Source organism: Oceanotoga sp. (assembly GCF_030445905.1).
GTDB lineage: Bacteria > Thermotogota > Thermotogae > Petrotogales > Petrotogaceae > Oceanotoga > Oceanotoga teriensis.
In genome coordinates this window covers 83,707-100,505 of record NZ_JASUSU010000002.1, presented here as the reverse complement: position 1 = coordinate 100,505, position 16,799 = coordinate 83,707, and the positions used below count along the sequence as shown (strand labels likewise).

Annotated in this window: 11 protein-coding genes, 3 tRNA genes and 1 pseudogene; 9 read left to right on the top strand and 6 right to left on the bottom strand. The window is 25.3% G+C overall.

Going from position 1 to position 16,799, the window contains the following annotated elements:
* Positions 1 to 69: 69 nt before the first annotated feature.
* Both ftsH and PWP28_RS01110 read right to left on the bottom strand, forming a co-directional pair.
* The gene (gene ftsH / locus PWP28_RS01115; RefSeq protein WP_264149716.1) at positions 70 to 1,956 is read right to left on the bottom strand and encodes an ATP-dependent zinc metalloprotease FtsH; all 1,887 of its coding nucleotides are present in this window, start codon (positions 1,954 to 1,956) and stop codon (positions 70 to 72) included.
* Between the two features lie 126 nt (positions 1,957 to 2,082).
* Positions 2,083 to 2,541 carry a PadR family transcriptional regulator gene (locus PWP28_RS01110; RefSeq protein ID WP_109606283.1) on the bottom strand — a complete coding sequence of 153 codons (459 nt, stop codon included), beginning with the start codon at positions 2,539 to 2,541 and terminating at the stop codon, positions 2,083 to 2,085.
* A 148-nt stretch (positions 2,542 to 2,689) separates the two neighbouring features.
* On the opposite strand from PWP28_RS01110, the gene PWP28_RS01105 reads away from it, so the two are divergent.
* The 5 genes from PWP28_RS01105 to PWP28_RS01085 are packed head-to-tail and all read left to right on the top strand — an operon-like array spanning position 2,690 to position 7,743.
* Positions 2,690 to 2,947 (top strand): metal-sensitive transcriptional regulator, encoded by a 258-nt coding sequence (locus PWP28_RS01105; protein ID WP_109606281.1) that lies wholly within the window; start codon positions 2,690 to 2,692, stop codon positions 2,945 to 2,947.
* 21 nt (positions 2,948 to 2,968) lie between these two features.
* Positions 2,969 to 4,249, top strand: a complete 1,281-nt coding sequence (locus PWP28_RS01100) for a S41 family peptidase (protein ID WP_305081791.1) — start codon at positions 2,969 to 2,971, stop codon at positions 4,247 to 4,249.
* On the top strand, positions 4,246 to 4,932 hold the full coding sequence (locus PWP28_RS01095; protein WP_308644072.1) for a hypothetical protein: 687 nt from the start codon (positions 4,246 to 4,248) through the stop codon (positions 4,930 to 4,932). Before PWP28_RS01100 ends, PWP28_RS01095 begins: the two co-directional genes overlap by 4 nt.
* 1 nt (position 4,933) lies before the next feature.
* Positions 4,934 to 5,335 (top strand): hypothetical protein, encoded by a 402-nt coding sequence (locus PWP28_RS01090; RefSeq protein ID WP_109606275.1) that lies wholly within the window; start codon positions 4,934 to 4,936, stop codon positions 5,333 to 5,335.
* Entirely contained in the window at positions 5,332 to 7,743 is a 2,412-nt protein-coding gene (locus PWP28_RS01085) for an RND family transporter (protein ID WP_109606273.1), read from the top strand. The genes PWP28_RS01090 and PWP28_RS01085 overlap by 4 nt, the downstream gene beginning before the upstream one ends.
* A gap of 25 nt (positions 7,744 to 7,768) precedes the next feature.
* Here the strand turns inward: PWP28_RS01085 and PWP28_RS01080 are convergent, their stop codons facing one another.
* Complete coding sequence (locus tag PWP28_RS01080) at positions 7,769 to 10,201, bottom strand: hypothetical protein (RefSeq protein WP_308644071.1); 2,433 nt, start codon at positions 10,199 to 10,201, stop codon at positions 7,769 to 7,771.
* 222 nt (positions 10,202 to 10,423) lie between these two features.
* Here PWP28_RS01080 and PWP28_RS01075 point away from each other — a divergent pair.
* The 3 genes from PWP28_RS01075 to PWP28_RS01065 all read left to right on the top strand — a co-directional run bounded on the left by PWP28_RS01075 (position 10,424) and on the right by PWP28_RS01065 (position 10,705).
* Positions 10,424 to 10,511, top strand: a tRNA-Leu gene (locus tag PWP28_RS01075).
* Positions 10,512 to 10,542: 31 nt separating this feature from the next.
* Positions 10,543 to 10,619 (top strand) — tRNA-Met (locus PWP28_RS01070).
* A gap of 9 nt (positions 10,620 to 10,628) precedes the next feature.
* Positions 10,629 to 10,705 (top strand) — tRNA-Met (locus PWP28_RS01065).
* Positions 10,706 to 10,741: 36 nt separating this feature from the next.
* On the opposite strand, the pseudogene PWP28_RS01055 reads toward PWP28_RS01065, so the two are convergent.
* From PWP28_RS01055 to PWP28_RS01045, 3 genes and pseudogenes are all read right to left on the bottom strand, one after another.
* Positions 10,742 to 11,603 (bottom strand): annotated as a pseudogene (locus PWP28_RS01055) (DegV family protein).
* Between the two features lie 87 nt (positions 11,604 to 11,690).
* Positions 11,691 to 13,937 (bottom strand): HD domain-containing phosphohydrolase, encoded by a 2,247-nt coding sequence (locus tag PWP28_RS01050; RefSeq protein WP_158274905.1) that lies wholly within the window; start codon positions 13,935 to 13,937, stop codon positions 11,691 to 11,693.
* A 39-nt stretch (positions 13,938 to 13,976) separates the two neighbouring features.
* Entirely contained in the window at positions 13,977 to 14,669 is a 693-nt protein-coding gene (locus PWP28_RS01045; protein WP_264149710.1) for a Crp/Fnr family transcriptional regulator, read from the bottom strand.
* A 176-nt stretch (positions 14,670 to 14,845) separates the two neighbouring features.
* Between PWP28_RS01045 and PWP28_RS01040 the strand changes: the two genes are divergently transcribed.
* Complete coding sequence (locus PWP28_RS01040; protein ID WP_109604276.1) at positions 14,846 to 16,789, top strand: S9 family peptidase; 1,944 nt, start codon at positions 14,846 to 14,848, stop codon at positions 16,787 to 16,789.
* Positions 16,790 to 16,799 lie beyond the last annotated feature (10 nt).

Below are 16,799 nucleotides of genomic sequence, written 5' to 3'. Positions count from 1 at the left end.
ATAAATCAAGTCACTTAAAAAAAAATAAAAGTGCATTGAAACAAAGTTCAATGTACTGATTATATTCATTTACGCTTTTACATCTAATATTTTTATTTTTATATTTTCATCATCGATTATTTTTTTATTTAAATCATCTATATCCATTTCCATCAATTTTTTAAATTCTTCTCCATCTATAGTTTCTTTTCCATACAAATATGCTGCCAATAGATCTAATCTCTGCTTATTTTCACCAAGTATATTTTTTGCTCTTTCATAACTTTCTATTATTAAGTTTTTTATTTCATTATCTATCTCTTTTGCAGTATCTTGAGAATAATTCTTCATTTTAGTTAATTCTCTTCCAAGAAAGACTTCGCCTTCTTCTTCTCCCCATGCAATAGGTCCTATCTTTTTACTCATTCCAAGCTGAGTGACCATCTTTTTAACTATTTCTGTGGCTCTTTTTAAATCATTACCAGCACCAGAAGTTATTTCATTAAAAATTATATCTTCAGAAGCTCTACCACCTAAAAGAGTGATTATCCTATCTTTTAGCTCTTCTTCACTCATTAAAAATTTTTCTTCTAATGGTAATTGTAATGTATAACCTAAAGCAGCATGACCTCTTGGGACTATGGTGATCTTATGAACTGGATCTGAATTTGGCAATAAATATCCTAACATCGCATGACCAAGTTCATGATAAGTTACTATTTTCTTTTCTTTATCAGAAAGTTTTCTGGATCTTCTTTCTGGTCCTGCAATAACTCTTTCAATTGCTTCTGAACAATCTTCCATAGTTATAAATTCTCTTTTATTTCTTGCTGCAAGTAAAGCAGATTCATTGATCAAGTTTTCTAAATCAGCTCCAACAAATCCAGGAGTACCTCTTGCAAGTACTTCCGGATCAACATCTTTAGATATTTTTTTACCTTTCATATGAACTTTTAGTATTTCTTCTCTTCCTTTTAAATCTGGAGCATCTATAACAACTTTTTTGTCAAATCTTCCAGGTCTTAAAAGTGCTTTATCAAGTATATCTGGTCTATTTGTTGCAGCCATAACTATAATTCCTGCTTTAGGATCAAATCCATCCATTTCAACAAGTAAAGAGTTTAAAGTTTGTTCTCTTTCATCATGTCCGCCACCAAGTCCGGCACCTCTTTGTCTACCAACAGCATCGATTTCATCTATAAATATTATTGCTGGAGCTTCAGCTTTTGCTTGATTAAACATTTCTCTAACACGTGATGCTCCAACACCGACAAATAACTCAACAAAATCAGAACCACTTATATAAAAGAAAGGTACACCAGCTTCACCTGCAACAGCTCTTGCTATAAGAGTTTTTCCTGTTCCAGGTTGTCCTACTAGAAGGACACCTTTTGGCATTCTCGCTCCGAGAGTATTAAATTCTTGAGGATTCTTAAGAAAAGTTACTATATCTTCAAGTTCCTCTCTTGCTTCATCTATTCCAGCAACATCTTTAAATCCTATTTTAGCTTTTTTGGGATCAAATTTTCTTGCCGGACTTTTTTTAAAGTTCATTCCAGGAGCTCCACCGCCTCCTCTTGAGCCGACACCTTTGAAAAGCCATACCCAAAAAAGTATCATTATTAAAATTGGTGCCATATATATCAAAAGACTTACCCACCAACTCGATCCAGTGCTCCTTATATATTTTATCTGTATCCCTTCATTTACAAGGGCTCTTGTATATGCTTCATCCTGTAACAAGGTAGGTGCATAAGCTTGGAGAATGTCTCCTGTTTTAGTTTTAGCCCTAACTAAACCACTGTCTTCAATTTCCAGTCTTATTATCTGTCCTTTATCGATTTGCTTTAAAAGTTCTGTATATCCTATCTCTTTATTGGATGGGGCATTTAATCTGCTTATACTAAAAACTATTATTGCAAACAATATTAAATAAACAAATATAGGCCCTAAACTTCTTTTAGGTTTTTTATCCATATTACCCTCCTTTGAACGAATATTCTTATAACTTTTATATATTTTATAATTTTTATATTACAGAAAAATTTAAAAGTCAATGCATATATTAATTGTATCATTTTTATCTATTATAAAAAAATAAAATTATTTATCTTTTTCAATTTCAGCATCTATTATATCCAATATATTCAAAAGTTTTTCTTTTATTTTTTTTAAATCTTTTATATCATAATAATCTGTACAATTGTAAAGACTATATAATATATTAAATTCTGTTTTTATATTTTCAGGATAATTACTTGGAATGTTCGTAAAAAACATGTCTATTTTTTTTACCTCTTTTTTTAAATTAACATATTTTTTATACATTTCTTTTGAATATTCTTTACCATAATCTGTAAAACTATATATTTTTTTATTTTTATAAATTTTAAAATCTATTATACCATTATCAGATAAAGTTTTTAAATGTGGATATACAGTTCCAGAAGAAACAGGAATATCCTTTCTTTTACAAAACTTTATAAAAGAATATCCAGTTATCTCTCCATTTTCTATCAAATATTGAATCATTAAGAATTTTAAAAAAGGAAGTTTAGCCATATTATCTTCTCCATAATATATCTATATAGATATATTATTCATTCGACTTAAAAAAAACTTAAAAATGAATAGCTTCAATTATTTTAAATCTTTTGATTTAAATTTTATGTTATAATTAAGTAGATATTTAAATAGGAAGGGAGAGAATATGAGCCAAAAAAATATAATAAACCGTCTAAAAAGAATAGAAGGTCAAGTTAGAGGTCTTCAAAAGATGGTTGAAGAAGATAGACAATGTTCAGAAGTTTTAACCCAACTTTCTGCAATAACAGGTGCTTTAGAAAAAACAGCAGAACAAATAGTTAAACAATATACAAAAGGTTGCATATTAGAATATGAGAAAACACAAAATGAAAAAATACTAGATGATCTAATAGCTAATATTTCAAAATTAAAAAATATCTAAATTGAAAGGAGTTTTTTATAAATGAGTCATAAAAATAAAAGAATTTTTATACTTTTATTGATAAGTATTTTATTAATATCTTCTTGGGTATTCGGAGCTAAAAATGATGCAAGAGAAATAGAACAAATATATACTGAAGATTTTCAAACTCCTATCGTAAAATTATTATATTATATAGATAATTTATACTATGAAAAAGATGATGTTGATTATGATAAAATACTTGATTCTACACTAAATGGTCTTGTAGAGGGATTGAATGATCCTTTTGCTTGGTATTTTGATGCGAGAACAACCAAAGAAAATAATATAAATGAATCTGGAGAATACGGTGGACTTGGAATAAAAGTAAAATATGATCCAAAAACAAAATCTATAGTTGTCGTAGCACCTATGCATAATAGTCCTGCCGAAAGAGCAGGAATACTACCAAAAGATTATATAATAAGTGTAAATGGTTCTTCAGTTGAATCTTTAGGATATTATGAATCTGTTGATCTAATGAGAGGAAAACCTGGAACAACGTTAGAAATAGAACTCTTTAGACAGGGTTGGGAAGAGTCAAAAATAATTGAAATAAAAAGAGAACTTATAGAAACTAAAACTGTTAAATATACATTTTTAAATTATGAAAATAATAATATTGCTTATTTAAGACTCACTGAATTTGGCGAAAAAAGTGCTTTCGAGATGGATGAAGCATTGAATAAAATATCAGAAAATAAAATAAACGGTTTTGTACTCGATTTGAGAAATAATCCTGGTGGTTATTTAAATGTTGTAATAGATATTGCTTCGATGTTCATAAAAAAAGGAGAAATAGTTTCTGTAAAATATTATAATGGTCAGCAAGAAATAATAACTCCAGAACCTGGAAAATACTTCAATATGTTTGAAAATATTCCAATAGTTGTTCTTGTAAACGGCGGTTCTGCATCTGCTTCAGAAATACTTACAGGAGCTCTCAGAGATAGCAAAAAAGGAGTTATAATAGGAGAAACAACCTTTGGTAAAGCTGCTGTTCAAAGGCCTATAGAATTTTCAAATGGTGGAGAAGTGTGGCTTCCTATTGGACATTATTTCACTCCAAATGGTGAGGATATTCATCTAAAAGGTATAAAGCCTCAAATAGAAGTAAAAGCAAAAGTTAAAGATGTTGTATCTATTACAGATACCTCAGATAAAGAAATAGATGAAATCTTAAATGAAACTACTAATAATATAACCGTAGATATAAATGATATTCAAGTAAAAACAGCTTTAGAGGAATTAATAAAAAAAATTAGGGGAGAAAATAATTGAAACTATATGGTTGGGTTTTAGTCATATTCATAGTGATTTTTCCTTTAACCCTTATTTTAAATTATATTTTTTTAGATAATTCAATTGAAAAAATAAATATAGAAAAAACTCCTGTAATATACCATAAAAAAGAAAATTTGATAAATGAATTTAATTCAATGGGAAACATATTTTCTGTTTCCCAGTTTACTTCAGGTCTTATGGATACTGACATATATGTTGGAGACATAAAATATGATCCAATCAATTCTGTTTTGTATTTAAGTCCTTTTTCAAAAAATAATTATGAAGATATAAAAAGTATAATATTAGCTGTAGATAATGATTATAAAGAAAAAAAGTCCGAATATGATTTATTTGGAATGAAACTTCCTTATTATCAGCTTTATACAAAAAATATAAGACTTAAAATGATACCTAAAATTTATATATTGAACAAAGATGATTTTAACGATTTCGAGTACGATTTTTTAAAAACAAGATATTTTTTCTTATCTTATGAAGATTATAGAGGATATTCTTTTAATCAGGTTACATTAAGTGCTTTAGAAGAGTATGGAAGTATAATACTCGATGAAAAATTACTTGAATATAAAAATGTTGTCGAACTAATAAAAGCTTTAAAAGAAAATGGTTTGAACACATTCTATAAATTAGAGTTCATAAACTTTAAAGGTGAATAATATGCATTTACAAAATATTCCAATAATAATATTCGATACATTATTTCAACCTAAACGAATATCAGAAAATACTAAAGAAAGTTTTTTTATACCGCTGATAATATTTTTTATTTATCAGCTTTCTCCTTTAAACTCACTTTTTTTAGAAAATATCATTTTTATTATGAGTTTGAGTTATTTAAGTACCGGCTTAAGATATGCTTTTGAAAATAAGTTTAAATATTATTCTCATATTTCTATGGTTTCACCTTTGATATTTGGAATAATCAACAAATATTTTTTGATAATATCTATTTTATGGGTTTTTTTTATAAAAATAAAATTTGATATATCTCAAAAATACTATTATTCATTGTTAATAGGATCTATTTTTGATATTTTTATAGTTTGGTGGTATTTATGAATAAAAATTTTTATGAAAAGATGACAAACTTTGTTATAAAAAACTCTAAAATTATAATAATAATTGTAGCTGTTTTAACTGCTATAAGTTCTTTTTTAGCCACGAAAATTGGTATAGATTCCGATTTGTTAAAAATAATACCTCAAGATTCTCCTATAATACAAGAATATAATTATGAACAAAAAGAATTATCAAGTTCAGATATAATGATAACGAGTTTCTTTTTAAATGAAAATTCTGACCCCGAAAAAATAGCTTTAGATTTTTATGATTTTATGCAAAACGAACCTACATTTAATAATTTTACAGAAACTGATCTATCATTTTTACTTTCATTTGGATTAGTTTATTTAGGAGATACTGATATACTTGAAACGATTTCTTCAAGTATTAATGATTTTTTTGAAGCTGCAAAATCTGCAAATCCATACGATTTTAAAACTATAGAATATTTAAATACTGCAATAGAAAATGTATATCAACTTGAATCTAATTTATCTAATAATAATGCAACAACAGAAATAAGCTCTTACTATGCCTTATCTCCAGATAAAAAAGTTATGATAATGGGTTCTACATTTACAAAGCCAGTTACAGATCTTGATTATGCTAGTTATATAGTTCAAAAAATAAAAAAACAAAGTGATCAATTAGAAAAAAAATATGATATAGAAATTGGATTAACCAATGCTTATGTAACTCAATATGAATCAAATAAAGCGATTTCAAATGATTTTAGCAAAACGACTATATTATCTGTTATTTTAATAATAACAGTATTTATAATAGCTTTTGGAAGTATTTATACAACCATAGTAGTCTTTGTTTCTCTAATAATATCAATGGTTATGACTATGGGAGTTTCTCAATTACTTTTTACAAATTTAAATATAATAACAACTTTTGTAATAGCAATAACTCTCGGACTTGGTATAGATTATGGAATTCATATAGTTACTGTATTAATAAATGAATATAAAAATAGGAACGATTTTGAACAAGCATTATTTATAACATATAAAAATACTTTTATACCCTTATTATTTGGCGTTTTAACTACTGTTGTAGTATTTCTATCTTTGACATTGATGGGATTACCAGCTTTCACAGAAATGGGTTTGATGAGTTCATATGGATTATTGATTTTCTTTTTTATGATGGTATTTTTTGTTCCAGCTGTAATATATCTGATAAGAGATAAAATAAAAGTCAGTAACTTCATCATATATATAAACAGATTATTTAAAAAATTAGGGTACAGAATTCCAAAACATGGAAATGTCATAAGTTATATTATAATTCCAATAATAGTAGTTTTAATAGGATTCGGAATAATGAATATTATAAATTTTTCATACACTCCACCAGGCATGATATCTGAAAAATCAGAATCTATAATAGTTGGAGAAAAAATATCAGAAGCTTTTGGGACAAATACCTTTAAATCTACTAAATATATTATGAGAATAGATGAAAATTTCGATAAAATATCTGCAGATCTTTTATCTACGGGGCTTGTAGATAAAGTTGAAAGTTTACCAGATATGATAAAATCCCAAATAGGAAACTTTTCTGACTTAAAATCAAAAATAAATGAATATTCACAAATAGTAAAAAATCCTATAGTTGTATCTCTTTTAAAAAAATATAACATGTATAATAACAGTCTTGATCTTATAAATATAGCTTCAAAATCGAAAGATCTATATCAATTTTCATTGAACATATCTGAAATACTTCCAGAAACAGTAAAAAGCAATTTTATATTCGAAAAAAATAATGAAAAATATATGATTTTAAATGTTTATACATCTATAGAACTATGGAAAGATAATGGTATAAAACTTTTATTTGATGAACTAAATCCAGAATCTCAAGAAAGAGTTGTTGGACTTTCAAAAGCAATGTTCAAAATAATGACAATGGTAAAACAAAAATTCATAATTCCAATGATAGTATCTTTTGCTTCTATTTGGTTATTAACTTTAATTTCAAGAAAAAAAATTGGTGAAGCTTTTGAAGCATTTGTTGGACTATTTGCAGCATCAGCCGCATCATTTGGTATTGGATATTTTTTTGGAATAGAAACAACCTTTGTAACTCTAATGACCTTCCCACTTGTATTTGGTATAGGTGCTGATGGATTTATACATTTATTTCATTCAATAGATGAAGATAAAATACATTATTGGCATACATTAAAGTCTGTAACTTTATCTTTCTTGACTTCAGCCTTAACTTTTGGAAGTTTTCAAATATCTGAAGGAGATTTTTTAAAAGCTTTTGCTTGGACTATGGTATTTGGTATAGTTTTAACTTGGATATTCACAGTTGTTCTAATCCCTTCTTTCAGAAGAAAATCGATTATTGGCGAATGGAATAAAAAAAATAATAACAAACGGAATTGAATTCAAATTCAATTCCGTTTTTTTATTACCATGGATACACAAAAGGTATATCTAAATCTATCCAATAAAATAAAGCTGAATTAAATTTCAAATATATTTTATAATCCAACTTGCTAAATGTTCCATAATCAAAACTACCACCCAAAATTATTTTATCCAATCTAAACTTACCATCAAAAATACTCCAATTTAAACTCAATAAATCTTTTTCTACACTTCCACCAAAAAATAATTCATTATAATCCCCTATTGTTCTATATCCAATCAAAGGATCTAATTTGATGTCATATAAAATAAATGGTTTATCAATTGCTAAACTATATTTTAAAGTTTTATCATATTCAAATAAACTAAAAAATCCCACTGTATATATATTCCAATGGTTTATAGAATATGGATCTATGATTAAATTATTTTTTAATGATACTTTATTAAAATTATAATCAAAAAAATCTATTCCTATTTCAGGAATAAATAAAAATTTATTCAATCCATTGTAAAATTCATAATCATCAGAAATATTAAACCCATAATTATATCCTTTATAATAATTAAAATATACCTTATTATGAGTATAAAAATCAAATTGTATCATCGAATCAAATTTAAAAGACTCATCAAAATCATATAAAAGAATAAAATCGCCAGAATAATTCATTGCTTCTGACATAAAACCTAAATCTATTCCATAAAAAGTTTTATCTTCACTTTTTTCATATTCTAAATATGGAAAAACAGAAAATTTAGGTAATTCATAATATTTATTTAATTCTTTATTTTCTAAATCCAAACTTTCAAATTCCATCTCAAATTCATAATCTTTTAAATAATGCTGATAAAAAATATTATAATCGAAATCATTTAAGTTTTTATATGCAATATGATAACCATCATATTCATAAACTAAATAATAAATTTTATTATCATAAATAATTGGATTGAAAGCTCCACTTATACTGTTTGTCAATTTATAAGTTTTAAAATCATTCAAATCCATACGATAAATATTATATATTCCATCTTCTTTATTAGAAGAATAATAAAGATAATTTTCATATGCAAATAGATTCAATTCTTTATATTCATCATCTGTTATTTTAATAAATTTTTCTTCTAATAAATCATACATATAAATATCACTGATATTATTTATATTCATGCTTATATATAGTTTATTTTCATATGATTCTATATAATTAAAAACAATATTAGAATAATCTTTTAAAACTTTCTTCTTTTTATTTTTAATATCATATAATATTAAAGCTGATTGTCCTTTATTGAGCTTAGAATAGACAATATTATTTTCTCCAACAAAAGAAAATGATATAACCCTATCATCTATAAATCTATCTCCCTTTGGACAATTACAATCAAAATATAAACTATATACATAATTATCATTTTTATTTCCAACAGTATAGATCAAAGAATCGTTTTTAGAAACATCAAAATTACTTATATTCTTTTTTATTAAAATATCATCTTTATAAAGACCTTTTATATCATTTTTTTGATTTTTAAAATAGTATATATGATCTTCACTGGCTTTAATATTTCCAGTATTATATTTTGGTCCTTCTAATTCATAATATTTATCATTATATCCCTTATTTTTCAACTCTATTTCCAAATTTTTATAAGACTTTTTTATATCGAATAGAAATTCATTCCAATTATCTCCTGTAATATCTTCAAATGATTCACTTATGGTATTCAAAACACTCGAATTTAAGTCTTTTATTATGAGTTTTAAAACTTCTTCCCCATATTTTATATAAATATTTTTAGTAATCAAAGCCCCATACATATAATTAAAACCTGCTGGTGAATAAATATCAATATTTGCTCCACCTCCATAATAATACCTTGGATAATCTTTACTTAAAACTTCTTGTTTTAGATACATATTAAAAATATCATCTCTATATCTCCCATTAAAATACTTGCTTTCCATATATATGGATACACCTTCATGCATATAACTTGGTATAAATAATCCCCCAATTAATTTTTTTATTGTGTCTGAAGGAATAATTTTTAAAATAGGATCTTCTATTAAGTTTCCATAAAAAACATGATTAAGTTCATGAGTAAAAACAAATTTAAGCCAATCAGTTACATTATCACCAAGACCTATGCTATCTTGAGGAGGATTTATATAAAGCCTTATAAAATTATAAGCTCCATTGGCAAATGAATTCGTATAATCAACATCATCAAGAATATAAACTTTTATTTTTTCTGGACTAACTCCGTAAAAATCAGAATATTCAGAGTAAATATACTCTGAAAAATCTTTTAATTCATAAAAAAAATTTTTTAAGTCTTTTTCAAATATAAACTTAAAATGTTCTGTTTCTTCAAAATATAAATCAGCCGGAGGTTGATAAATAATACCTGAAATTCCAATGAAAGATATTAAAATAACAAATAATATAATAAAATATTTTCTCACATCCCAAACCACCTTTTATATTAATTTTAAACGATTATAACAAAAAAAAATGACTTTTATAGAATCCATTTTCTTAAAAATATATCAATAATAAGAAGCTCATTAATTTATTATTTATAATTATTATTTATATCAACATATAAAAAAAATACTTTCTTAACAATACCCTCTTGACAACTTATCATATTTATGATAAAATTCTTTACGGAATGAATGAAAGATGCCGGGGTGGCGGAATAGGTAGACGCTGTGGACTTAAAATCCATTGGGCATTTCGCTCGTGTCGGTTCGAGTCCGACCCTCGGCACCATCTTTTAAAATTCCAAAGTACCTTTACTTGGTGCGGGGTGGAGCAGTCTGGTAGCTCGTCGGGCTCATAACCCGAAGGTCGTAGGTTCAAATCCTTCCCCCGCTACCATATTTTTTTGGCGAGGTAGCTCAGTTGGCTAGAGCATACGGCTCATACCCGTAGTGTCAAGAGTTCGAATCTCTTCCTCGCCACCAAAAAATAGTGTGATTTTTAATCACACTATTTTTTATTTATATCATATCATTTTCTGTTAAATAAACTATACCTATGGCACCTGGCCCAACATGAGTTCCTATAACTGGGCCTATAGGAATTTTATCTATTATCTTACCTGTTTGTTCTTTTATTAAATCTGCGAATTCTTGTGCATCATTATCACAATTTATATGATGAATTATTGCATCTTTAAATCCATATTGTTCTATATCCTTTAAAAATACATCTATCATCTTTTCAATTGCTTTTTTTTCTTGTTCTTATTTTTTCCATAACATCTGTTTTTCCATCATTTACAGTTAAAATAGGTTTTATTTTAAGTAAAGATCCTAAAAGTGCCTGAGCTGAACCTATTCTTCCTCCTTTTTTTAAGTATTTAAATGTATCAGGTATAAAAAGGAATCGGGTTCTTTTTATTGTATTCTCAATAGTCTCAACAACATCATTAAAAGCCCCACCAGCCTTAGAAATTCTTGCCCCTTCTATAGCCGCATAACCCAATTGCATACTATTGGACTTAGAATTTAAAATTTTTATTTTAGCCTTTGGATATTCTTTTAAAATCATATTTTTAACCATTACAGCTGTTGAAAAAGTTCCACTCATATCAGCTGAAATAAAAACTCCAACTATTTCATTACCTATTTTTATTTCTTTTTCAAACATATTATAAAAAAAATCAATAGATGGCTGTGAAGAAATTGGAATTTCTCCTTTTTCATCTAATTTTTTATAAAAAAAATCATTTGTAATCTCATTTTCAACAAAAGTTTCTTCATCGAATGAAACTCTAAGAGGAATTATCCCTATACTTAATTCTTCTACCATATTTTTAGGGATATAAGAGGTACTATCTGTAATAACTTTAACTGACATATTTATCTCCTTATCATGTAATTAATTTTTTTCACATAAACATTATAATATTATTCTTTAAAATTTTCTTTAAAATTTTTTTGTTTTTCACAAATCGAACCATAATTGTTTAATTTCATCAGAATTTTCTTTTAACACCTTTAAAATTTCTGGATTAAAATGATTGGGAGAGGTTCTTCCATCTCCTTTAAAAATTATTTCCATAGTTTTTTCATGCGAAAAATCTGATTTATAAGATCTTTTGCTTCTCAAAGCATCATATACATCAACAACGCTAACTATTTGAGCTTCAATGGGAATATCATTACCTAATAATCCTGATGGATAACCAGTACCATCAAATTTTTCATGATGATATAAAGCTATATTATAAGCTATTTTAAAATTAGAATTTCCAGATAACAAATAAGAAGAATATAATGTATGTTTCTTCATATCCTCCCATTCATCAGTAGTTAAACTTTCTTTTTTGGTTAGAATATTCTTATCCACAAAAATTTTACCTATATCATGAAGAGGTGCAAAAATCTTTATCTTTTCACAAAAATCCGAATTCAAATCCATCTTCTTTGCTATAAAATATGCAAGTTCACCAATTCTATATATATGATTCGCCATCTCTTGATCATAAGATTCTGCTATTATCGCAAGCTTATTACTAAAATCTACATATGAATCAAAAATTTCCTTGTTTTTTTCCATAATAGTTAGATAATTGAACATAATTTTATTAAAATATCTTGCAAATCTAATAGATTCATTTGAAAAATTCATATTTTCAGAGCATATATCAAAGATCATAACTCCATAAAGTTTTTTTTCTGTCCTTATAGAAATATTCATAGTTTTATACACTTTTATTTCATCTTTAGAATCTGAAAAAATTAATGGTTTATCATACTCTTTAATAAAGACTTTACTCATATTATAGAACTGTTCTACATTAAAATCAAAATTTTCAAGCATTTCATCAGTATAATTAGATTTTTCTACTATGTTTATTTTATCTTCTTCAAACAAAAGAACCCCGCCATTATCGGCCTCTGGCATCAAAAATTTCATCTTTGTAAAAACTTCTTTTAGAAAAGTATCTAAATTAGAAAAGTTATGAATAGAAAAATCTATTAAAACTTTAAGATTATTTAATAGAGTTTCATTTTCATTATATGATTCTTCAAGTGTTTCATTTAAAGCTTCAAGTTCTTCATAAGAAGCATTTAATTTTTCTTCTTGTTTTTTTAATTTTTTTATATATTTTTTCTTTATTAAAAGTCTTGATCTCAGATAAAAAATTAAAAGAAATAAAATCAAAAATATTATTAAATTCAAAATAATGAAATATTTATATTTTATAAAAAAAGATTCTGATTTGTTTATTAATTCATAATTTGAAGGTAAATATTTTCTGTTTATATTAAATTTATTGAGAATATAATTATCAAAAATAAATTTTTGATGGGGTTGATACAAATGTTCTTTTAATTCTTTTTGTCTTCTCAAATTTTCAAATATTTTTATCATTTCTTCAGCTTGAGATTGTCCACTCAAAACTTTACCACCAATCACTCCAGTATTCAAATAAAAATCCCATGGAACAAAAACAGGTACTTTACTATCAGAAGCCAATCTTTTAGAAAATTCTACAGGATCCATATACTTACCTTGTTTATCCACGAAATAAACCATTAAAAAAATTGCAGAATTTTTATCAATACTTTTGACAAAATCAAATATATCTTTAAAATTTTCATTCTCAATAAAATTAATTTCTTTAAAATCAAAAAATTCAATCTCTTTTAGAATTTCTTCTTTCAAAATAATTCCAGTTGCACTTTTATTATCATTTATTATATATAAAGAATTTAAATTTGAATACATATCCTTTATAAGTTTTAAATTATTTTTCATATCTATATCTTCAAAAATTCCATAATAATTTTTGAGTTCAGAAAAATCTATATTCTTATAATTATTTACACCACAAAAAATTATGGGAATATTTCCAAATATATCTTCACCAAAAACTCTAAGAAACTTCAATGCATTATCGTCTATAGAGAATATATAATCAAATTTTGTATTTTTATATTTTTCAGAAAAAAATTCTTTTAAATGTACAAAAAAATCATCTTCATAATGATGTTTTGTATCCATATACTCTATAAAATAATTATAATCATTCTTTAAATTATAATCAACTAAAAATTTTGTTATATCATCTGACCATTTATATCCAGAATGATATGAATTTAATATTAGAATATTCAAATCCTCAGAAAAAGAAAAGCCCATGATTAAAAAAAAAGAAATAAAGAAGAATATTCTTTTAAACATCATTCACCTCCTTTTAAATTAATTATAACATGTTTGATTTTATTTATATATATCTCCTGCTAATCCCTCTAAATAAACTCTATCTATAATTTTTATAAAATTATCTTCTCTTTTTATAACTCCTATTTCAGAAAGTTTTTTTATAACTCTATTCAAATGTCTATAACTTGTTCCAAGTAAATCTGCAAGCTCTGTAATTTTTTTAGTTTGCATCTCTTGTATAAATCTTGACTCTTCTTCAGTTACAGAAACTAAATATGCTGCCAATCTTTTTTCTACAGAATAAAGAAGATTTATAGAACTTGAATTAGATAAAAAATCTAATTTATAAGCCAAAGAATTACATATGTTTCTCAAAAAAATACTATCATCAAAACAATACTTATCTATATTTTCATAACTAATTCTTATTAAATAACTATCCATCATAGATTCCACATTAGTTTTTGCAATTCTATTTGAATAAGTATACTCTAAATCCCCTATAAATTTCAATGGTTCATAAAATCTTAATAAAAGAGATTTCCCATTTTCCAATAATGTATATATTTTAACTTTTCCTTCAACAAATAAATAAAAATACTCCATTTCAATATTTGTCATACAAATAACTTCGCCTTTTTCATACTTAACTAAATCCATAAATTCAGTAATATCTTTACTGAAAATATTTTGAATTTTGAACTCTTCAATGTACTGATTCATTTTTTGTTTATCTTTTATAACTTTCATAAAATCACCTCACATTTATTAATATTATACAATTAAAAAGACATTGACAAATACAAAAATATTCAAAGAAAAAAATTCTAAACAAATTAAAACAAAAAATGATCATCAATTTTAAATATTATAAAAAATAATATATAATATAGTTAACCAAACAAACTAATCAAGGGGTGATAAAATTGAGAAATATAAAGATTGATGATTTTACTGATTATTCTTATATATCAAACTTAGAAACATCTGCAAACAAAGAAAATTTTGCATTTGTATTATCAAAAGCAAATCTAAAAGATAATTGTTATGAAAAAAATATTTACCTTGGTAATTTAGAACAAAAAAATATAATCAAATTAACTAATAGCGGAAAAGATATGAATTTAAAATGGTTAAATAAAAATGAATTAATATTCATATCCCAAAGAAATAAAGATGAAAAAGAAGAAAAATCTACACATTTATACAAAATAAATATAAATGGTGGTGAAGCCGAAAAATTTATAACTATTGACCAAAATATAAGTTCATATAAAATATTACAAGAAAACAAAATAATTTTTACATCGATCAATGATAATTACAAAGACAATCTATCAAAAGATCAATTAGAAGAAGAAAAAGATTATGAAGTATTTGAAGAAATTCCATTTTGGTCAAATGGTAATGGATATGTTTCAAAAAAGAGGAATACTTTAAATCTGTATGATATAGAAACTAAAAAAATAAAAAATATATCAGGTAAAGAAAAAAATATATCTCATTATGATATAAAAAATGAAAAAATAGTTTTTATATCAAATGAATATGAACATAAGATGCCTTTAAATGAAGAAATTTATATATATGATTTAAAAACAGAAGAATCAAAAAAATTAAAATTAAATGAAAAACTAAGCATAGCATATGCATATTTTATAGACGAAAATACTTTAATATTTTCAGGTTCAAATATGAAAAAATATGGTATAAATGAAAATATGAAATTTTATTCTTATGATCTGAGAAATGATCAACTAAAATGTATAACACCCGAATTAGATCAATCGATGTGGAATTCTGTCGGAACAGATTGTAGATTAGGATCAACGAATGGACCAAGAGTTAAAGACAAAAAATTATACTTTGTTTCAACTGTTGGATATTATAGCAATATATTCAGTGTCGATTTAAATGGAGATGTAAAACAAATAACTGATATAAAAGGAACTGTAGATGGATTCGATATTTTAGAAAATGATTTTATATATTATGGATTAAAATCTGATCTATCTTTGCAATCAATATATACATATAATCAAAATATAAAATTAACAAATTTCAATGATTGGGTATTAAAAGAATTAAAATTATCTCATCCAGAAAAAGTAGAATTGAACAAAGAAAATATAAAAATTGATGGTTGGATATTAAAGCCTGTAGATTTTGATGAAAATAAAAAATATCCTTCGATATTAGATATACATGGAGGACCAAAAACTGTATATTCTGATATATTTTATAATGAAATGCAATATTGGGTAAATCAAGGGTATGTAGTATTCTTTTGCAATCCTCGTGGAAGTGATGGTAAAGGAAATGAATTTTCAGACATAAGAGGAAAATTTGGTACGATAGACTATGAAGATATTATGGATTTTACAGATACTATAATAAAAAAATATGATTTCATAGATCAAAATCGTATAGGTGTAACTGGCGGTTCTTATGGTGGTTTCATGACAAACTGGATAATAGGAAACACTAATAGATTCAAAGCTGCTGCTTCTCAAAGAAGTATATCAAATTGGATATCAAAATCTATGACAACCGATATTGGATATTATTTTGTACAAGATCAACAAGATGCAAATCCTTGGTCTGATATAATGAAACTATGGAATCAATCACCATTAAAATATGCAGACAAAGCAAAAACTCCTACATTATTTATACAATCTGATGAAGATTATAGATGTTATATGGCAGAAGCAATTCAGATGTTTACAGCTTTAAAAGTAAATGAAACAGATTCAAAATTAGTTTTATTTCACGGAGAAAATCATGAGTTAAGCCGTTCAGGAAAACCAAAACATAGAATAAGACGTTTAAAAGAAATTACAGATTGGATGAACAAATACTTGATTTAAAAAAACGGAG